Source organism: Microbacterium sp. SCN 69-37, from assembly GCF_001724435.1.
In the GTDB taxonomy this organism is placed as follows: domain Bacteria; phylum Actinomycetota; class Actinomycetes; order Actinomycetales; family Microbacteriaceae; genus Microbacterium; species Microbacterium laevaniformans.
The window spans coordinates 1-18,413 of the sequence record NZ_MEEL01000052.1 but is presented as its reverse complement, the minus strand read 5'-3'; the positions used below and the strand labels follow the sequence as shown (position 1 = coordinate 18,413).

General features: G+C 69.8%; 19 protein-coding genes and 1 tRNA gene. 4 read left to right on the top strand and 16 right to left on the bottom strand.

From position 1 onward, the window contains the following. Positions 1-97 (top strand): 30S ribosomal protein S20 (rpsT, locus tag ABS64_RS13630; RefSeq protein ID WP_292684216.1); only part of this gene is annotated, 97 nt, incomplete at its 5' end. Between the two features lie 192 nt (positions 98-289). On the opposite strand, the gene holA is transcribed toward rpsT, so the two are convergent. The 5 genes from holA to ABS64_RS13605 all read right to left on the bottom strand — a co-directional run bounded on the left by holA (position 290) and on the right by ABS64_RS13605 (position 8,429). After that, on the bottom strand, positions 290-1,336 hold the full coding sequence (holA, locus tag ABS64_RS13625; protein WP_061683203.1) for a DNA polymerase III subunit delta: 1,047 nt from the start codon (positions 1,334-1,336) through the stop codon (positions 290-292). 52 nt (positions 1,337-1,388) lie between these two features. Then, positions 1,389-3,674, bottom strand: coding sequence for a ComEC/Rec2 family competence protein (locus ABS64_RS13620; protein ID WP_292684211.1), 2,286 nt, complete (start codon positions 3,672-3,674; stop codon positions 1,389-1,391). Positions 3,675-3,754: 80 nt separating this feature from the next. Beyond that, complete coding sequence (locus ABS64_RS13615) at positions 3,755-4,369, bottom strand: ComEA family DNA-binding protein (RefSeq protein ID WP_036285520.1); 615 nt, start codon at positions 4,367-4,369, stop codon at positions 3,755-3,757. An 84-nt stretch (positions 4,370-4,453) separates the two neighbouring features. Next, positions 4,454-7,036: a leucine--tRNA ligase gene (gene leuS / locus ABS64_RS13610; RefSeq protein ID WP_036285518.1), complete on the bottom strand. Its 2,583-nt coding sequence runs from the start codon at positions 7,034-7,036 to the stop codon at positions 4,454-4,456. A 70-nt stretch (positions 7,037-7,106) separates the two neighbouring features. After that, positions 7,107-8,429 carry a chorismate-binding protein gene (locus ABS64_RS13605; protein ID WP_292684208.1) on the bottom strand — a complete coding sequence of 441 codons (1,323 nt, stop codon included), beginning with the start codon at positions 8,427-8,429 and terminating at the stop codon, positions 7,107-7,109. A gap of 82 nt (positions 8,430-8,511) precedes the next feature. Here ABS64_RS13605 and ABS64_RS13600 point away from each other — a divergent pair, with 82 nt between their 5' ends. The 3 genes from ABS64_RS13600 to ABS64_RS13590 are packed head-to-tail and all read left to right on the top strand — an operon-like array spanning position 8,512 to position 10,981. Beyond that, entirely contained in the window at positions 8,512-9,195 is a 684-nt protein-coding gene (locus ABS64_RS13600) for a DedA family protein (protein WP_061683206.1), read from the top strand. A 4-nt stretch (positions 9,196-9,199) separates the two neighbouring features. Continuing rightward, positions 9,200-10,261 (top strand): phosphatase domain-containing protein, encoded by a 1,062-nt coding sequence (locus tag ABS64_RS13595; protein WP_005049394.1) that lies wholly within the window; start codon positions 9,200-9,202, stop codon positions 10,259-10,261. A gap of 9 nt (positions 10,262-10,270) precedes the next feature. Next, the gene (locus ABS64_RS13590; RefSeq protein ID WP_005049392.1) at positions 10,271-10,981 is read left to right on the top strand and encodes an SOS response-associated peptidase; all 711 of its coding nucleotides are present in this window, start codon (positions 10,271-10,273) and stop codon (positions 10,979-10,981) included. Positions 10,982-11,040: 59 nt separating this feature from the next. Here the strand turns inward: ABS64_RS13590 and ABS64_RS13585 are convergent, their stop codons facing one another. The 11 genes from ABS64_RS13585 to ABS64_RS13535 all read right to left on the bottom strand — a co-directional run. Beyond that, entirely contained in the window at positions 11,041-11,787 is a 747-nt protein-coding gene (locus ABS64_RS13585; protein ID WP_292684205.1) for a glucose PTS transporter subunit IIA, read from the bottom strand. A 100-nt stretch (positions 11,788-11,887) separates the two neighbouring features. After that, a tRNA-Ala gene (locus ABS64_RS13580) sits at positions 11,888-11,963 on the bottom strand. Positions 11,964-12,035: 72 nt separating this feature from the next. Next, on the bottom strand, positions 12,036-12,413 hold the full coding sequence (gene rsfS / locus ABS64_RS13575; protein ID WP_061683209.1) for a ribosome silencing factor: 378 nt from the start codon (positions 12,411-12,413) through the stop codon (positions 12,036-12,038). After that, positions 12,410-13,387: a hypothetical protein gene (locus ABS64_RS13570; RefSeq protein ID WP_292684202.1), complete on the bottom strand. Its 978-nt coding sequence runs from the start codon at positions 13,385-13,387 to the stop codon at positions 12,410-12,412. Before ABS64_RS13570 ends, rsfS begins: the two co-directional genes overlap by 4 nt. Continuing rightward, complete coding sequence (gene nadD, locus ABS64_RS13565) at positions 13,384-13,986, bottom strand: nicotinate-nucleotide adenylyltransferase (RefSeq protein ID WP_061683211.1); 603 nt, start codon at positions 13,984-13,986, stop codon at positions 13,384-13,386. Before nadD ends, ABS64_RS13570 begins: the two co-directional genes overlap by 4 nt. A gap of 9 nt (positions 13,987-13,995) precedes the next feature. Beyond that, positions 13,996-14,223, bottom strand: a complete 228-nt coding sequence (locus tag ABS64_RS13560) for a hypothetical protein (RefSeq protein WP_039416779.1) — start codon at positions 14,221-14,223, stop codon at positions 13,996-13,998. Positions 14,224-14,263: 40 nt separating this feature from the next. After that, the gene (locus tag ABS64_RS13555) at positions 14,264-15,535 is read right to left on the bottom strand and encodes a glutamate-5-semialdehyde dehydrogenase (protein WP_288119429.1); all 1,272 of its coding nucleotides are present in this window, start codon (positions 15,533-15,535) and stop codon (positions 14,264-14,266) included. A gap of 49 nt (positions 15,536-15,584) precedes the next feature. Then, positions 15,585-16,418, bottom strand: coding sequence for a glutamate 5-kinase (proB, locus tag ABS64_RS13550; protein WP_036318567.1), 834 nt, complete (start codon positions 16,416-16,418; stop codon positions 15,585-15,587). Beyond that, positions 16,415-17,935, bottom strand: coding sequence for a GTPase ObgE (obgE, locus tag ABS64_RS13545; protein WP_292684198.1), 1,521 nt, complete (start codon positions 17,933-17,935; stop codon positions 16,415-16,417). Before obgE ends, proB begins: the two co-directional genes overlap by 4 nt. Before the next feature lie 104 nt (positions 17,936-18,039). Then, positions 18,040-18,297, bottom strand: a complete 258-nt coding sequence (gene rpmA, locus ABS64_RS13540; protein WP_005053492.1) for a 50S ribosomal protein L27 — start codon at positions 18,295-18,297, stop codon at positions 18,040-18,042. Between the two features lie 18 nt (positions 18,298-18,315). Further along, the coding region (locus tag ABS64_RS13535; RefSeq protein ID WP_292684213.1) for a bL21 family ribosomal protein at positions 18,316-18,413 on the bottom strand (98 nt) is incomplete at its 5' end.

Below are 18,413 nucleotides of genomic sequence, written 5' to 3'. Positions count from 1 at the left end.
CAAGAAGCTCGACAAGGCCGTGAGCAAGGGCGTCATCCACGAGAACCAGGCCGCGAACCGCAAGTCGTCGATCGCGAAGCAGGTCGCCGCTCTCTGAGCCGCGTCCACATCATCGAAGGCCCGTCCCCGCATCCGCGGCGGCGGGCCTTCGTCGTCGGTGCGCGCGCGTGCGCGAGGGTGTGTTCGTCTGTCCTGTCTGGTCGTTCATTCGTGCGGGATGCGACCGGACGGGACGGATGAGCGCGGGATCGGATGCGCCGCAGGGTGACGGATGCGGCATCCCCCGCGCTCAGGCGCCGTAGGGGGCGCGGGTGGCGATGATCGTGATGAGGCGCTCCACGGCGAAGACGGGATCGCGTGAGGCGCCTTTGACCTCGGCATCCGCCCGCGCTGCCGCCTGGATGGCGAGACCGAGGCTCGCCTCGTTCCACCCCGTGAGGTCACGGCGCGCGCGATCGACCTGCCAGTCCTTCATGCCGAGTCGAGCCGCGAGCGACGCGGACGACTCTCGGATGCCGGCGACGCGCGCCATCGTTCGCAGCTTCGAGGCGATCGCGGCAACGAGCGGCACCGGATCGGCGCCGCTGGCGAGGGCGTGGCGAAGAGCCACGAGAGCATCGCCGTAGCGGCCGGCGATGGCGGTGTCGGCGACCGTGAACGCCGAGGTCTCCACGCGGCCGCCGTAATACCGCTCGACGATCTGCTCGGTGATGTCGCCGGGCACGTCGGAGATGAGCTGCTGGCAGGCCGCGGCGAGCTCGGTGAGGTCGTCGGAGAATGCGCCCACGAGCGCGCGGAGAGCAACCGGCGCGATCTTCTTGCGCGCCGTCTGGAACTCCCCGGCTGCGAAGTCGAAGCGGTCGGAGTCGCGCTTGACGGCCGGGCATGCGATCTCGATGCCGCCACCGGTACCGGATCGGATCGCATCGAGCAGCTTCTTGCCGCGCACGCTGGAGCCGGTGTGGCGGAGTACGACCGTGGCGCCGTCCTGGGGGGCCTCGATGTAGGCGAGGGCCTCGGTCAGGAAAGCGTCGGAGCACTTCTCGACGCCTCCGACGCGCACGAGCCGCGGCTCGCCGAACAGCGACGGCGACGTGAGGGTCAGCAGGCTTCCGGAGGTGTAGTCGTCGGCCCGCAGGTCGGAGACCTCAAGGCTCGCATCCTCCGCGCGGAGGAACTCGCGGATGCCGGCGGTCGCCCGCTCCGCGCAGACGTCCTCCGGTCCCGACACCAGAACAACGGGGGCCGGCTGCGGCGACCGCCAGGAGATCTGCGGGATCGCCGACGCGGTGCGCGCGCCTCCACGAGAGGCGGGACGACGCGGCGCGGTAGGCATGAACACCAGCCTACCGACGGCTCGCGACACCGAGGCAGCGCCCGGCGGCAGCTCACGGAGATCCCTTCTCGTGCCACAGCCGCACACTCGACGCTTCCGTCCACAGCATGAGGAGACCTTCCACGTCGGTGCGGGCCAGCCGCGCACCCAAGGACTCGAGCATCGCGAGGGTCTCGCTTCGCGGATGCCCGTAGGTGTTCGCTCCGACCGAGATCAACGCCACCGCGGCACGGAGCCGTCCGTACAGCCGCGGTTCCTGGTCGGCGCTGCCGTGGTGCGAGACCTTCACGATCGTGTAGGCGGCGCGCAGGGATGCCGTCGCCATCAGGCGCCGCTGACCCTCGGCAGAGAGGTCACCCAGCATCAGCATCGGAGGCACGGTCGGGCCGGCGATGTCGATCACGACGCTGCCGTCGTTTCCTGCAGCGGTGCGCGGCGGCGGCCACAGCACGCGCCAGCGGGCATCGCCGAGGGTGCCGGTCATCCCCGCATCGGCACGGACGAGGCGGGCTCCCGCTTCGCTCAACCGGGCCAGTGTGCGTTCGTCGTCGGGCGCTCCTGTCGGCCCGTGCAGAACGGTGTCGACCCGGCCGGCGACCGCGCGCGCTCCTCCGTCGTGGTCGTGGTCGAAATGGGTGAGGACCAGAAGGTCCACCCGGTCCACGCCGAGCGTCTCCAGGCAGCTCGTGAGCGCCTGCGGATCGGGGCCGGTATCCACCAGCGCGACGCGACCGGCGGCGCGGATCGCGATCGCGTCGCCCTGGCCGACGTCGCACACCGCGATCGACCAGGCGACGGGAAGGCGGGCGCGAAGTCCGACCTGCGCGGCGGGGCCGGTTGCGGCCACGACGACCGCGGTGACAGCCAGGACCACGACCGCGGCGACCCGAGCCGGTGGGGGTGTGCGCAGCAGCAGGACGACCACGGCCGCGCTGGCAAGGCTCAGGGCGGCGAGACCCCCGACGCCCTCGGGCCACCAGATCGCGCTGCCCGGCAGGGCACTGAGTGTCGTGGCGGTGGCGGCGATCCAGGCGGCCGGCACCCAGGCGAGCGCCGCGAGCCCCGCACCCAGGAGGGGGATGCCGGCGCACAGGCAGGCGGCGAGCCCCAGAACGGTGCCCACCGGCGCGGCCGGCGCGGCGAGCATGTTCGCCGCCACACCGTAGATCGACACCTGGGGCGAGATCAGCACGATGATGGGGCCGCACGCGAGCTGAGCGGACAGCGGCACGGCGACGAAAAGGGCGAGTGTGCGCGGCATCCACCGCGAGAGGCCATCTGCGAGGGGCCCGGCGAGGACGAGAAGCGCGGCGGTGGCGGCGACCGAGAGGGCGAACCCGATCGAGCGCGACAGCCACGGGTCGAGCAGGAGCAGGAGGACGATGGATGCCGTCAGCAAGGAGAGCCCCGCCCCGGTGCGGCCCAGCAGCAGGCCCAGCATGGCGATGGCGGCCATCGTCGCCGCGCGGATGACGCTCGGCTCCGGCGAGACGAGGATCACGAACGCGACGAGGGTGCCGAGGCCTGCGATCACCCGGAGGGCGCGGCGCGCTCCGCACAGGGCCGCCAGCGCGAAGGCGATCCCGACGACCAGGGCGCAGTTGGCCCCGCTCACGGCAGTGAGGTGCGACAGCGAAGAGGACTTCATCGCCGCATCGAGCCCGTCCGAGACTCCCGAGGTGTCGCCGACCGCGAGACCCGCGATGAGGCCGCCGCCGGGATCGGGGAGCCCGGTCGTGACGGCGCTCAGTCCGTGGCGCAGGAGCGAGGCGAGAGCGAACACTCCCGTCGGTGCGGCGATCAGCGTCGGCGTCGCGGACGCGTCGACGACGAGGACGGCCCGTTCGCCGGGGCCCGCGGCCCATGCCGTTCCGGTCAGGCTCACGCGGGCGCCGAGATCGAGTCCCGGCGGGATGTCGCCGGTGCGTACGAGCACCGGCACCGGTGTCGTGATCGTGGTTTCTCCGTAGGCGAGCCGCTGCAGCACGGCGTCGAATCGCCAGCCGGCCGCGCCGCGTTCGATCTTGCCGACCGCGACGACGTCGACCGTCAGCGCACGGCCCCCGGCGATCTCGGCCGCCGCAACGGCTCCGCGAGCAGGCAGCGCGGAGGCGACGTGCGAGGCGACCCCCGCCGCGACGGCCAGGACGATGGCGACCAGGGCGAGCGCAGGAGCGATGCGCCCCGCCCGGAACGCAGCGGAGCGTCGCCGCCGGTGCACCAGCGCGAGGACGACCACGAGTGCGCTCGCCCAGAGCAGCGCGGACGCGGATGCCGCGGCATCCGCCGTGCCGGTGACGACCCCGGCGGTCACCCACGCACCGGCGGCGACGGGCACGAGGCGCACGTCCCGGCGTCGCAGGGAGCGGCCGCCCCGGCCGGCTCGGGTCGGCTGAGGTGTCGTCGCTGCGGTGCCGGTCACACCGTCACCAGGTCGCGGAGGCCGGCGAGCATCTTCTCGCCGATGCCGGGAACCGACAGCAGATCGTCGACGCTGGTGAACCGGCCGTTCTCCTCGCGCCACGCGATGATGCGCTCTGCGATCGCGGGTCCGACGCGCGGAAGCGTGTCGAGGGCGGCGACGTCGGCGGTGTTGAGGTTCACGCGTCCGTCACCGCTGACGGGTGCGCCGGTGGACGACGCCTCCCCCACCTCCGGCACCTGCACCTGCTCGCCGTCTACGAGAGGTCGCGCCAGATTGACCGCCGTGCGATCGGCGGTGTCCGTGAACCCGCCCGCCGCGGAGACCACATCGACGACGCGCGCTCCGCCGTCGAGGCGGTAGAGCCCGGGGCGCTCCACGGCACCCGACACGTGCACGTAGAGCGCTGCGGCCGAGATCTCGACGGGCGCCACCGCGACGCCGGTGTCGGCGGTGGCCACCGAGCGGACGAATCCCACCGCGACCGCGATCGCCGCGGCGGCCAGCACCAGCACCAGGGCCGCACCGGTGCCGACGCGCCGCCGACGCGCGCGATGCGCGTCGGCGGCGGTGCGCGGTGCGTGATCGATGCCGGGCGGACTCACCTCCACACCGTGCCATCGGCGCACCGCCAGGCTCAGCGCCCGCGCGGCATCCGTGGACGAGCGGCCGCCGCCGCCCTCATGGGGAGGAGACTACGCGGTGGTGAAGCTGACGACCTTGGGAGCGCGGACGACGACGCGCGCGATCTCGCGTCCGACGAGTGAGCGCACGACCTTCTCGTCCGCGCGCGCCAGCGCCTCCAGCTCGTCGGCCGAGATGCGCGCCGGCACCGTCAGCGTGCCGCGCACCTTGCCGTCGATCTGCACGACCGCGGTGACCGACTCCTCGACCAGCAGCGTCGGATCGGCCTGACGCCAGGTGGCGAGACCCACGAACGGCTCGTAACCGAGCTGCTCCCACATCTCCTCGGCCGTGTGCGGAGCGAACAGGTCGAGGACCATCGCGATCGCCTCGGCGGCCTCGCGGACGGCAGGGTCGCCCGCCCCGGCGGGGCCGTCGATCGTCTTGCGCGTCGCGTTGACGAGCTCCATCAAGCGGGCGACGACGACGTTGAACTTGGTCTGCTCGATCAGCGCCGGGGCGTCGGCCCACAGACGATGGGTGACACGGCGAAGCGCCTGGTCTCCCTCGGCCCACACGACGTCCGGAGCGCTGGTCACCTCATGCGCGATGCGCCAGGCGCGCGCCAGGAACTTCGCGGCTCCCGTCGTCGAGACATCGCTCCAGTCCTTGTCGTCCTCCACCGGACCGGCGAAGGCGAGCGCGACCCGCAGGGCGTCGGCACCGTGGGCGTTCAGCTCGTCCTGGAAGAGCACGAGGTTGCCCTTGCTCTTGCTCATCTTGGCGCCGTCGAGGATGACCATGCCCTGGTTGATGAGGTGGGAGAACGGCTCGGTGAACTCGACGAGGCCCATATCGAACAGCGCCTTCGTGATGAAGCGCGCGTACAGCAGGTGCAGGATGGCGTGCTCGACGCCGCCGATGTAGAAGTCCACCGGACCCCATCGGTCGGCGTCCTTCGAGGAGAACGCCTTCGTCGTGTCGCCCGGTGACAGGAACCGCAGGAAGTACCAGGAGCTGTCGACGAACGTGTCCATCGTGTCGGGGTCGCGCAGGGCCGGCTCGCCCGTCTCGGGGTCGACGGTCTCCACCCATCCGGTCGCGGCGCCCAGCGGAGAAGAGCCCTTCGGCGTCAGGTCGAGGCCCTCCATGGCCGGCAGCTCGACGGGCAGCTGCTCGTCCGGCACGGGCACGATGCGCCCATCGGCGGTGTGCACCATCGGGATCGGCGTGCCCCAGTAGCGCTGGCGTGAGATGAGCCAGTCGCGGAGGCGATAGGTCTTCGCGGCGCGACCGGTTCCGGCGGCCTCGAGCTGCTCGATGGCCCGGGCGATGGCGTTGCGCTTGCTCAGTCCGTCGAGGGGGCCGGAGTTCATCATCCGGCCGTCGCCCGTGAGCGCCACGCCGGTCTTCGCCGGGTCGATCTCGTCGATGCCCGGAGCACCCGGATCGATCGGCACGCCCTCGGCATCCAGTTCGATCACCGGGATCGCGCCGGTCACGGGGGCTGTCGTGTCGACGACCACCTTGACGGGCAGATCGAACGCACGGGCGAAGTCGAGGTCGCGCTGATCGTGGGCGGGAACCGCCATGACGGCGCCGTGGCCGTAGCCGGCGAGAACGTAGTCCGCGGCCCAGATGGGCAGCCGCTCCCCCGTGACCGGGTTGACCGCGTACCGCTCCAGGAACACGCCGGTCTTCGGGCGGTCGGCGGTCTGCCGGTCGATCTCGCTCGTCTTCTGCACGGTGTCGAGGTAGTCCTGGAAGCGCATGCGTGCCTCCGGGGATGCCGAGGCTACGAGCTCCGCGGCGAGGTCGGAGTCCGGGGCGACGACCATGAACGTCGCGCCGTAGAGGGTGTCGGGGCGCGTCGAGAACACGGTGATCTTGTCGGCGCGGCCTTCGATCTCGAAGTCGATGTCGGCGCCGACGGAGCGTCCGATCCAGTTGCGCTGCATCTGCAGCACCTTGTGCGGCCAGAAGCCCTCGAGCTGATTCAGGTCGTCGAGCAAGCGGTCGGCGTACTCAGTGATGCGGAAGAACCACTGGGTGAGCTTCTTCTTGACGACCACGGCGCCGCTGCGCTCCGATGTCCCGTCGGGCAGCACCTGCTCGTTGGCGAGCACGGTCTGGTCGACCGGGTCCCAGTTGACGAGCGCATCCTTGCGGTACGCGAGGCCCTTCTCATAGAGCCGCTGGAAGAGCCACTGGTTCCAGCGGTAGTACTCCGGGTCGGAGGTGTGCAATACGCGCGACCAGTCGAACGAGACGCCGTACTGCTGCATGCTGGAGCGCTGCTGCGCGATGTTGCCGTAGGTCCAGCCGCGCGGCTCGACGCCGCGCTTGATGGCGGCGTTCTCGGCGGGCAGGCCGAAGCTGTCCCAGCCGATCGGGTTGAGCACGTTGTACCCGCGGTGACGCCAGAAGCGCGCGACGATGTCGGAGTAGAGGTAGTTCTCCGCGTGCCCCATGTGCAGGTCGCCCGACGGGTAGGGGAACATCGCGAGCACGTACTTCCGCGGGCGGGTGTCGTCTTCACCGCCGGCGCGGAACGGGTCCTTCTCGGCCCAGATGCGCTGCCACTTCTCCTGCACGGCGTGCACGTCGTACGGTCCGTTCTCGGCGGCGGTGGCGATGTCTGTGGGGCTGCTCATGGGAAGGGGAAGACCAATCTGAAAGCTCGGGAACGCACGAGAGGCGTCCTTCCAGGTTAGCGGACCCGTCCTACCATCCCGGCGGCAGATTCGCACCCAGTGCGGCGAGGGGGCCCCGGGCTTTGAGCCCGACCTCGGCGACCTCCTCTTCGGGATCGGAGAGCCAGGTGATGCCGCCGCCGGCACCGACGTATGCGCCGTGCGGTCGCAGCACGATCGATCGGATCGTCATCGCCAGGTCGGCGCGACCGTCGGTTCCGACCCAGCCGAAGCACCCCGCGTAGATGCCCCGGCCTGCCCCCTCCAGCGCGGACAGGATCGTCATCGCCGACAGCTTCGGCGCCCCCGTCATGCTCCCCGCAGGGAAGGTGGCGTCCAGCAGGTGTCCGAGGGTGGCGTCGGGCAGGAGCTGGCCCGCGACGGTGCTGACCAACTGGTGGACCGCCGTATACGACTCCACCTCGAGCAGACGTTCGGCGCGGACCGTCCCCGGCCGGCACACCCGCTGCAGGTCGTTGCGCATCAGGTCGACGATCATGACGTTCTCGGCCCGCTCCTTCACACTGTCGACGAGCGCGCGACGCAGCGCGGCGTCATCGTCGGCGTCGCGGCCGCGCGGCCGGGTGCCTTTGATCGGGTGCGTGCGCACCACGCCGTCGGTGACCTCGAGGAAGCGCTCGGGACTCGCGCTGAGCAACGCGGTGTCGCCGCTGCGGATGATCCCACCGTGGTGTGCGGGCAGCGCGTCGCGCAGCGCGAGATAGGTGGAGACGGGATCGAAGGGTGTGGATGCCGCGACCGTGAACCGCGTCGTCAGGCAGAGCTGGTAGGCGTCGCCGGCCCGGATCGCGTCTCGGCACTGCGCGATGAGCGCCCGATACTCCTCCGGCGTCTGGCGGGCGGATGCGATGGGGACCGCCTGGCGTGTGGCAGCGGGGCGGCGTGACGCCACACGCGAAGCCGACGACCGTGCGCCCTCCACCGCGTCGGCGAGGGCCTCGCCGCGGTCGGCGGGCGCGGCGATCCACACCTCACGGGCGGCGTGGTCGAAGACGACGAACCACTCGATCCGCAGCCACAGCTCCTGCGGTCCGTCGGCGTCGTCGATGCGCGCGGGCGCGCCGACGGCCGCGGCCGCCGCATCGAAACCCCACCACTCCACCCAGCCGCCCTGCAGCGGACCCGGCACTACCGCCGGCTGCCGCGCGTCCGCCACGAGAGGAAGGTCGCGGGGTGCTGCGTCGGGAGCGCCCACGCCCATCCAGCTGAATCCTGCCGTCGCAGCCGGCCCGGCATCCAGCCAGAACGCATGCTCGTCGTCGCACAGGATCGTCGCGAAGACGACGGCTGGATCGACCCAGTCGTGCCGGCGGGCGACGAGGCTGGAGCTCATCGCTCCAGGCTAGCCGTGACGTTCGGTCGCCGACGGCGAATGCACAGCGTGCACACACCTTCACCCGCCATAGGCTGGAGCCGTGAACGAGTTCCTCTCATGGCTGCTCGATGCCGTGCAGAGTGTGGATCCCGTCCTGCGCACGGTGCTCGCGGGCGTCGCCATCATGCTGGAGACGAGCGTTCTGGTCGGCCTGATCGTGCCCGGAGACACCGTCGTCATCGTCGCTGCCACGGCCGTCGGATCGGTCGCCGAAGCCGTCGTGCTCATTGTGGTCGTGATCGTGGGTGCACTCATCGGAGAGAGCGTCGGATTCTGGCTCGGTCGGTGGCTCGGCCCCCGCATCCGCTTTTCGCGTCTCGGACGTCGGATCGGCGAAGACAACTGGACTCGCGCCGAGCTCTACCTGCGACGGCGCGGCGGACCGGCCATCTTTCTCTCCCGCTTTCTGCCGGTTCTGCATTCCCTCGTGCCTTTGACGGTGGGGATGAGCGGGTTCTCCTATCGCCGCTTCCTCGCGTGGACCGCGCCGGCCTGCACGGTGTGGGCCGTGGCCTACGTGAGCGTGGCGGCAGCGGCGGCGGGCACCTACCGAGAGTTGGCCGACCGTCTGCACACCGCGGGGTACTTCTTCGTCGGTGCGATCATCGTCTTCCTCTTTCTCGCCTACGTCGCCAAGCGCGTGATCGTGGCACGCGAGGCGCGCCATATGCGACTGGACGACGAGGCTCCCGGCACGAAGCGCACGGACGGCATGGGAGACTGAAACGATGGCCGCCGAACCCGCACCGCGCGTGAAGGTGCTCTGGATCGCCCGACTGGAGTACCGGTTCCATGCGTGGCGAGAACGTCGGGCCCGCGCCCGTGGGCTGCGCGCCAGTGTGTCTGCGTACCCCGGTTACGGCGGGGAGGACTGGGTTCGTGTCCTCGGGCGTGTGCTGATCGTCCCTCCCGTCCGCGCGCGTCGTCGACGTGGCGACGACGGCGGCGTCCGTGGTTGGCGCAGCTTCGCTGCCGTTCCCGTCGGTTATGCGACCGTGACGGTGAGCGTGGACGGCGTCACACACGAGGTGATCGCCGATCGCGGTGGCGTCATCGATGCCGTGCTGCCGGCCCGACTGCAGCCGGGATGGCAGCCCCTGTCGATGACCGTCGAGGGGTCGGAGCCGTTCGAGACGCGCGTGTTCGTCGTGGGCTCCGATGTCCGCTTCGGCATCGTCTCCGACGTCGATGACACCGTCATGGTGACGGCCCTGCCTCGGCCGCTCATCGCGGCGTGGAACTCCTTCGTCGTGAACGAGCACGCCCGCCAGCCGGTGCCCGGCATGGCCGTGCTGCTCGAGCGTCTCGTGCGCGAGCACCCGGGCGCGCCCATGGTCTACCTCTCCACCGGCGCGTGGAACGTGGCTCCGACGCTCCAGCGCTTTCTCCGTCGTCACCTCTTTCCGCCCGGCGCACTGCTGTTGACCGACTGGGGACCCACGCACGACCGGTGGTTCCGCAGCGGCCGGGCACACAAGGAGGAGAACCTCCGACGCCTCGCGCGCGAGTTCCCCCAGGTGAGATGGGTGCTGATCGGTGACGACGGGCAGCATGACGATGCCCTGTACACGGCCTTCACGGGCGCGCACCCCGATCACGTCACGGCCGTCGCGATCCGCCGGCTCTCGCCGGCGGAGGCGGTGCTCGCCGGAGGACGCACGGCCGTGGACGACCACACCGCCGCCACGGTGCCGTGGGTGACAGGGGACGACGGCGCCGGCCTTCTCGATCGGCTGGCTGAGATCGGTGTCGTGGGCGGCACGGCCGACGGCGTCGGAGGCCCCGCGTAGGCTGGCCGCATGTGCGGTCGATTCGTCGTGGGCAGCTCCGGCTCCGAGCTCGTCGGTGTGCTGCGCGTGGATGTCGTCGGTGACGACCTGCCGCAGCCTTCGTTCAACATCGCGCCCACTGACCGTGTCGCGATCGTGCTCGACTCCGCCAAGACGGAGCCTCCGACACGTCGTCTGGAGGCCGCGCGCTGGGGTCTGATCCCCGGCTGGGCAAAGGATGTGGGCATCGGCGCGAAGGCGATCAACGCGCGCGCCGAAGAGGTCGAGAACAAGCCGATGTTCCGGCAGGCGCTGATCGCGCGGCGAGCGATCGTCCCGGCATCCGGCTACTACGAATGGAAGACGGAAGACGGCGTCAAGACGCCGTACTACATCCACCCGGCTGGCGACGAGCCGCTGTTCTTCGCCGGTCTCTACGAGTGGTGGAAAGACCCCTCGAAGGCCGCGGACGACCCCTCACGATGGGTACTGAGCTTCACGATCATGACCAGGGATGCCGTGGGTCAGCTCGGCTCGATTCACGACCGCATGCCGCTGTTCATCGACGCGGATTACGCGGATGTCTGGCTCGACCCCACCACGGAGAACGTCGGCGATCTGCTGGACGCGACGATCGACGCTGCCCCGGCCCTGGTGGACGGGATGCTGATGCGAGAGGTTGATCGCGCCGTCGGCAACGTGCGCAACAACGGCCCGCAGCTGATCGCGCCGCTCTCGTGACGGACGGCGGGACGGACCCGAAGGCCGGTCCCGCCGTAGTCGGCAGGATCGTTCGATCCCTAGGCGAACTCGATCGTCGCATCCTCGTTGTTGAGCACGATGACCGGAGTGATCGCGGAGTGCCCCGCGCGGCGGGTCTTCTCCGGATCGAAGCGAAGGAGCGGCGTGCCGGGCTCGACCGTGTCTCCCGCTGTCACGAGCATCTCGAAGCCGTCGCCCTTCATGTCGACCGTGTCGATGCCGACGTGGATCAGAAGCTCCGTGCCGTCCGCGAGGGCGAGGCTGATCGCATGCCCGGTCGGGAAGACCGATGCGACCGTGCCGCTGGCCGGCGCGACGATCGTGTCTCCGGTCGGGTCGATCGCGAGGCCCGGGCCCATCGTTCCTTGGGCGAACATCGCATCCGGAACCTCGGAAAGTGCGAGCACGCGGCCCGCCACCGGTTGACGAAGCTGCAGGACCGCCGGCGGAACCGACGAATCCAGCCGCTGCTCGGCAGCAGCACCCGCGGCGATCGCGGCGCCGCCGACACCCCCGACGAAGCCTGCCAGTGCGCCGGTCTGGCCGGCATCGGCACCGCGGAAAGCCTCGATGGTGCGATCGTTGAGGATGTCTTCCATCGCGTCCTTCACGAACTGGATGTTCAGGCCGTAGACCACCTGCACGGAGTGGCCGCCCGGCTTGATGGTCCCCGCAGCTCCGGCGCGCTTCAGGGCGTGCTCATCGACCTGCGAGGGGTCGGCGATCTCCATCCGTAGACGTGTGGCGCAGTTGTCGACCTCGATGATGTCGCGCGAGCCACGCATGGGACGCTACCCCCGATCAGGCCAAACGCACAGCATTCACTCAGGAATCGGCGAATCTCCGCCAAGAACGCGAAACCCCCGGGGGTGACCCGGGGGTTCTTGGTGGACCTGAGGGGACTCGAACCCCTGACCCCCTGCATGCCATGCAGGTGCGCTACCAGCTGCGCCACAGGCCCATTTTCAGTTTGTCACCGCTCCGCGGCAACCCCTCAAGCTTACTACATGTCGAGGAGTGCAACGAACACGGTTCAGTCCGCGACGGCGGGTGCGGGCAGCTCGATCGGGATGATCGGGCAGTCGTTCCAGAGCCGCTCGAGCCCGTAGAACACACGCTCCTGCTCGTGGAAGACGTGGACGACGAGGTCGCCGAAGTCCAGGAGCACCCACCGCGACTCGTGGCGGCCTTCGCGGCGAAGACGCTTCACACCGTTTTCGAGCATCGCCTCCTCGACGGCGTCGGCGATGGCGGCGACATTGCGCTCGCTCGAGCCGGTGGCGAGGAGGAAGGCATCCACGAGAGGCAGGGGCTCGGAGACGTCGAAGGCGAGAAGATCCTCGGCGCCCTTGCTCTCGGCCGCCGCGGCGGCGACATTCACGAAGGTGCGGGTGGTGTCTGCAGTGGTCATCGGAATGCTCCTGTCACGAGGGCCACGATCAGCACGCCGCTTAGCGCCAGCGCGAGCGCGCCTGCGGTGATGACGAGGGCCAGCATGAGCCGACTCCCCTTCTCCGGCGCGGGCGGTTTGATGATGTCTTCGGCACTCTTGATCGTGCTGATCGCGGAGCTGGCCGCGATCGGGGTGGGTGAGGAGGAGGCGGGAAGCTCGCCGTCGACGAGGACCGCGTCCGTCTCCTTGTTATCGGTGCGGCCGGGCATCGCGCCGGTCGATCCGAACGATTCGGGAAGAGAGAAGGTTCCGGTGATGAGGACTTCACCGGTGCCCGTGATGGGCGAGACGAGCGCACCGGTCTCCGGTGTCTGCGACAGGATCAGCGCGTTGGGCGCCGACAGCGCACCGGTGGCGGTGCTGCCTCGGGTCAGAAGCTGATCGAAGGATGCCGGGAGATCGATCTCCACACCCTCCCCGGCGAGAAGCCCCGAACCGAATGTCGGTGCGACGACGGGCCGCTCCTCATCGTCTGCAGGCTCGGGGGTCTTCTCCGGCGTGACGTCGGCCGGAGGGGCATCATCCCGCTGATCGACCGATGCGGCGGCGTCGGCCTCGTGGGTGTCCCCCGCGGCAACGTCGGCCTGCTCCTGTTCGTCCACGGGAGCGTTCGGGGCGGATTCCGCCGGGGTGGGTGTCTCGTCGGCGACCGGCACCGAGGCCGTCCGCAGCCGCTCCTGGCGGCGCGCGGCGCGGCGCGTGAACGACGGCGCTTCGACGTCGACATCTGCCACCGCGGGCGGTGCCTCGGCCACCTCGACGGGTTCGGCCGCGCGCGGCAGCGGAGCAACGACGGGAGGGGCCGGTTCGGCCGGACGTTCTGCCTTCTCGGCATCCGCGGGGGTGATCACCGGCGTCGAGGCGGTGTTGCGCATCTCGCGCAACTGACGGCGGGTCAGCTGGGGAGTATCGGGCTGGTCGGGTGTGCTCATGCCTCGCTCCGGTAAAGGTGGTGCTTCGCAATGTATTGGACGACGCCGTCGGGGACGAGGTACCACACCGGGTGGCCTCGGTTCACCCGCTCACGGCAGTCGGTGGACGAGATCGCCAGGGCGGGGATCTCGAGTCTGCTGACGACGTCCTCGGGAAGGCCCTCGGTGGACAGGACATGTCCCGGCCGGGACACCGCCACGAAGTGGGCCAGGTCCCAGAGATCATCATGATCGCGCCATCCGAGGATCTGGGCGATCGCATCGGCTCCCGTGATGAAGAAGAGCTCCGCGTCGGGACGTGTGCTCTTCAGATCGCGCAAGGTGTCGATCGTGTACGTGGGTCCGGCGCGATCGATGTCGACGCGGCTGACCGTGAACTGCGGATTGGATGCCGTCGCGATGACGGTCATCAGATACCGATGCTCACCGGCGGTGACCTTCTCCTTGTCCTTCTGCCACGGCATGCCGGTCGGAACGAAGATCACCTCGTCCAGGTCGAACGACTGAGCGACTTCGCTCGCCGCCACGAGGTGTCCGTGGTGGATCGGGTCGAAGGTTCCACCCATGACCCCGATGCGGGGGGCGCGTATCGAGGTCATGCCGGCGTCCTAGTGGTGGCCGTGTCCCACCTGCGCCTGGTCGACGGGGTGCGCCTTGGCGTAGGCCTCGGCCTTGTGCGAGTGACGGTTCGCCACGTTGCGGTAGGACACCGTGACCAGTCCCAGCGCCAGGAACACGATGAACGCGATCAGGCCGAAGATGAACGTCTGGGCCTGGACGTTGCCGTGAGGCTCTGCCTGCGCCGCAGCGAGGGCGAGGGTCGTGGCGAGGGTCATTCGGACTCCTTCGAAAGTCGGGTCTGTTCAGTTTAGGCCGTCAGATACGGATCTGCCCGGACCCACGCGCCAGCCACTTGGTGCTGGTGAGCTCGGGAAGGCCCATCGGCCCTCGGGCGTGCAGCTTCTGTGTCGAAATCCCGACTTCGGCGCCGAAGCCGAACTCGCCGCCGTCGGTGAAGCGCGTCGACGCGTTCGCCATCACCACGGCGGAGTCGACTTCGGCGAGGAACCGCTCTGCTCGGGCCTCATCCGTCGTCACGATCGATTCCGTGTGATGGGTCGAGTAGCGACGGATATGGGCCAGTGCCTCGTCGAGGTCGTCCACGACGCGCATCGAGAGGTCGAGGCTCATGTGCTCGGTCGACCAATCGGCGTCCGTCGCTGCCACGGCGTCCACGACGAGCTCGCGCACGGTCTCGTCGCCGTGGACGGTGACCCCGGCCTCCTGCAGCGCGGCGGCCACCGGAGGCACCAGCCGCTCGGCAGCGTCACGCAGGACGAGAACCGTCTCCACTGCGTTGCAGACGCTCGGCCGCTGAGCCTTGGCGTTCACGACGATCTGCTCGGCCCATTCGAGCGGAGCCGACGAGTCCAGGACGATGTGGACCACACCGGCACCGGTCTCGATCACCGGGACGGCTGACTGCGTGACGACGGTCTCGATGAGCTGCGCGCTGCCGCGCGGGACCAGCACGTCCACGAGACCGCGTGCCTGCATCAGTGCGTGCGCGCCCTCGCGGCCGAAGTCGTCGACGGTCTGAATCGCTTCGGGGTCGATCCCTCGGCCCGCCAAGGCATCGCGCATGGCGGACACGAGTGCGGCGTTCGTCGCCTGCGCCGCCGTGCCACCGCGCAGGACGACGGCGTTGCCGGAACGCAGCGCCAACGCGGCGATGTCCACGGTGACGTTCGGGCGGGCCTCGTAGATCGAGCCGACGACGCCGAACGGCACCGAGACCTTCTGCAGGCGCACACCGTTGCTCAGCGTGCGCTCGTCCAGCACGCGGCCGACCGGGTCGGGCAGCTCGGCGACGTCGCGCACGGCAGCGGCGAGGGCCGCAACCCGCGCGCGGTCGAGGCGAAGGCGGTCGCGGAGGCCGTCGGACAGGCCTTCGCGCTCTCCGCGCTCGAGATCGACGGTGTTCGCCGAGACGATGTCGTCGGTGGCTGCCTCGATCGCGTCCGCGATCGCGCGCAGCGCCTCGGCCTTCTGCGCATCGGTCAGCAGTCCCACGCCGCGCGCCGCCTCGTGCGCACGTTCGATGCGGTGACGTGCGGCGGTGGGCGCGTCGACGGAGACGGTGGTCATCCGCTCATTCTACCGAGCGGTGCCCCGGCCTCCGACGTGGGCGGCGGGGTCAGACCGAGCTCACCGTGGGCAACGGCGTGGTGCCCACGCGCGGCGGCGTTTCGGGGTTCGGAGCAAACCAGGTGCCGATGTCGTCGCCCGACAGTGCCTGCTCGACGAGGTCGGCACTGGTGACGAGCACGCCGATGCCGGATGCCGCGGCCAGGCGTGCCGCGGATGCCTTGGTGGCCGCTCCCCCGGTGCCCACGCTGTTGACGACGACCGATCCGAACTCGAAGCGACTGAGGTCGTCGCCGTAGGGCACCGTGTGGATCGCTTCGGCGCCGGGCTCGGACGGCGGACGGGTGTACAGCGATGCGATGTCGCTGAGAAGGATGAGCGCATCGGCCCCGATCAGCTCGGCCACGAGGGCGGCGAGGCGATCGTTGTCGCCGAAGCGGATCTCGTGCGTCGCGACGGTGTCGTTCTCGTTGACGATGGGCAGAACACCCAGACCCAGCAGCCGATCCACTGCGCGGCGGGCATTGGCGCGGTGTGCGGCGTTCTCGAGGTCGCCGGCCGTCAGCAGCACTTGGCCGGCGAGAAGCCCGTATCGCTCCAGCGTGGTCTGATAGCGCCACATGAGCACGTTCTGACCGACCGCGGCCGCCGCCTGCTGGGTCGCGAGATCGGAGGGCCGGCCGTCGAGGTTGAGCAGAGGCAGCGCCGTGGCGATCGCGCCGGAGGAGACCAGCACGACCTGCGTGCCGCGGGCGTGTGCGGCCGCGAGTGCGTCGACGATCGATTCGATGCGGTGATGGTTGTCGCCGCTGATGGAAGAGGAGCCCACCTTCACGACGACGCGACGCGCCCCCGCGATGCCGGACCGATCGTGCACGCTCACGCTTGCTCGTCATCCTCTCCGTCGAAGGAGAAGTCCGGCACCCCGAGGCGCTCGGCCTCGAGTTCCGCCCGGGCTTCCGCCTTGGCGTCCATCCGCTCGTGATAGCGCTCGCGTCGCTGTGATGTGGTGCGGCGCGGGTTCAGGTCGAGACGGGGGTCGGTGCCGCGCGGAGCCGTCATCAGTTCGGCGGCCGACGAGAGCGACGGATGCCAGTCGAACACGATGCCGTCGCCCGGCCCGATCACGACCGTCGAGCCCGCGACGGCCCCCACGCGGAACAGCTCGTCCTCGACGCCCAGCTTCTCGAGGCGATCTGCGAGGAAGCCGACCGCTTCTTCGTTCTGGAAATCTGTCTGCTGTACCCACCGCAGCGGCTTGTCGCCGAGGATGCGATAGACGTTTCCGTAGGTCCCGCCCTCGACGCGGATCTCGAAGTCCTTCTGCGCGCCCTTGGGGCGGATCACGATGCGCTCCGCTGCAGGGGCCTCCGCCACCTGCACGCGATGCTGCGCGATGATCTCGCCCAGCGCGAACGTCAGCTGACGCAGCCCCTCATGGCTGACCGTCGAGATCTCGAACACGCGGTAGCCGCGCTCTTCGAGATCGGCACGCACGAGATCGGCGAGATCCTTGGCCTCGGGCACGTCGACCTTGTTCAGAGCCACGAGCTGCGGGCGATCGAGCAGCGGCGTCTGTCCCTCGGGAACCGGATAGTTCGCGAGTTCCTCGCGGATCACGTCGAGATCGCTCAGCGGGTCACGACCGGGTTCCAGGGTCGCGCAGTCGAGGACGTGCACGAGTGCGGTGCAGCGCTCGACATGGCGCAGGAACTCGAGTCCCAGCCCCTTGCCCTCGCTCGCGCCCTCGATGAGTCCGGGTACGTCGGCTACGGTGAAGCGCGTGTCGCCGGCCTGCACGACGCCCAGGTTCGGATGCAGCGTCGTGAACGGGTAGTCGGCGATCTTGGGCCGCGCCGCCGAGACGGCAGCGATCAGGCTCGACTTGCCCGCGGAGGGGAAGCCGACGAGAGCGACGTCGGCCACCGTCTTCAGCTCGAGGAAGACGTCACCCTCCCACCCGGGCGTACCGAGCAGTGCGAAGCCCGGCGCCTTGCGCTTGGGGTTCGCAAGCGCGGCATTGCCGAGCCCGCCCTGGCCGCCGGGAGCGACGACGAAGCGCGTCCCGGGAACGATGAGGTCCGCGAGGGTTTCACCCTCGGCATCCTTCACCACGGTGCCGACCGGAACGGCGAGCTCCAGGCTTTCGCCCGCGGCGCCGGAACGGTTGTCGCCCATGCCGAACCCGCCGTTTCCGGCGGACCGGTGCGGCGAGTGGTGGTACGACAGCAGCGTCGTCACCTGCGGGTCGGCGACGAGGACGATATCGCCTCCGTGGCCTCCGTTGCCACCATCGGGGCCGGCGAGCGGCTTGAACTTCTCGCGGCGCACGGACACACAGCCGTTACCGCCTTTGCCGGCGCGCAGATGGAGCGTCACTCGATCGACGAAGGTCACCATGTCGGTCTCCTGACGGAAAGGTGGGGAAAGAGGAAAGGGGATGTAACGAAGGAGGGGCGAGCCGAAGCCCGCCCCTCACCTCATGTTCGTGGTCGAACGCGCGGTCACTCCGCCGCGGCGACGATGTTGACGACCTTGCGGCCGCCCTTCGTGCCGAACTCGACCGCACCGGCGGCGAGGGCGAACAGCGTGTCGTCTCCGCCGCGGCCGACGTTGGCGCCCGGGTGGAAGTGCGTACCGCGCTGGCGAACGAGGATCTCGCCCGCGCTGACGGCCTGGCCGCCGAAACGCTTCACGCCCAGTCGCTGGGCGTTGGAGTCACGACCGTTACGGGTAGAGCTTGCGCCCTTCTTGTGTGCCATCTCGTCTGCCTCTTCCGCTTACTTGATGCCGGTGATCTTGACGCGCGTGAGGTCCTGACGGTGGCCCTGGCGCTTCTTGTAGCCGGTCTTGTTCTTGAACTTCTGGATCACGATCT

Coding starts and splice junctions, on each gene's coding strand:
- obgE (WP_292684198.1), bottom strand. CDS start 17,935: ATGGTGACCTTCGTCGATCGAGTGACGCTCCATCTGCGCGCCGGCAAA.
- ABS64_RS13595 (WP_005049394.1), top strand. CDS start 9,200: ATGGCCGCCGAACCCGCACCGCGCGTGAAGGTGCTCTGGATCGCCCGA.
- ABS64_RS13560 (WP_039416779.1), bottom strand. CDS start 14,223: ATGACCCTCGCCACGACCCTCGCCCTCGCTGCGGCGCAGGCAGAGCCT.
- nadD (WP_061683211.1), bottom strand. CDS start 13,986: ATGACCTCGATACGCGCCCCCCGCATCGGGGTCATGGGTGGAACCTTC.
- ABS64_RS13570 (WP_292684202.1), bottom strand. CDS start 13,387: ATGAGCACACCCGACCAGCCCGATACTCCCCAGCTGACCCGCCGTCAG.
- ABS64_RS13590 (WP_005049392.1), top strand. CDS start 10,271: ATGTGCGGTCGATTCGTCGTGGGCAGCTCCGGCTCCGAGCTCGTCGGT.
- leuS (WP_036285518.1), bottom strand. CDS start 7,036: ATGAGCAGCCCCACAGACATCGCCACCGCCGCCGAGAACGGACCGTAC.
- ABS64_RS13585 (WP_292684205.1), bottom strand. CDS start 11,787: ATGCGTGGCTCGCGCGACATCATCGAGGTCGACAACTGCGCCACACGT.
- rsfS (WP_061683209.1), bottom strand. CDS start 12,413: ATGACCACTGCAGACACCACCCGCACCTTCGTGAATGTCGCCGCCGCG.
- rpmA (WP_005053492.1), bottom strand. CDS start 18,297: ATGGCACACAAGAAGGGCGCAAGCTCTACCCGTAACGGTCGTGACTCC.
- holA (WP_061683203.1), bottom strand. CDS start 1,336: ATGCCTACCGCGCCGCGTCGTCCCGCCTCTCGTGGAGGCGCGCGCACC.
- ABS64_RS13555 (WP_288119429.1), bottom strand. CDS start 15,535: ATGACCACCGTCTCCGTCGACGCGCCCACCGCCGCACGTCACCGCATC.
- ABS64_RS13605 (WP_292684208.1), bottom strand. CDS start 8,429: ATGAGCTCCAGCCTCGTCGCCCGCCGGCACGACTGGGTCGATCCAGCC.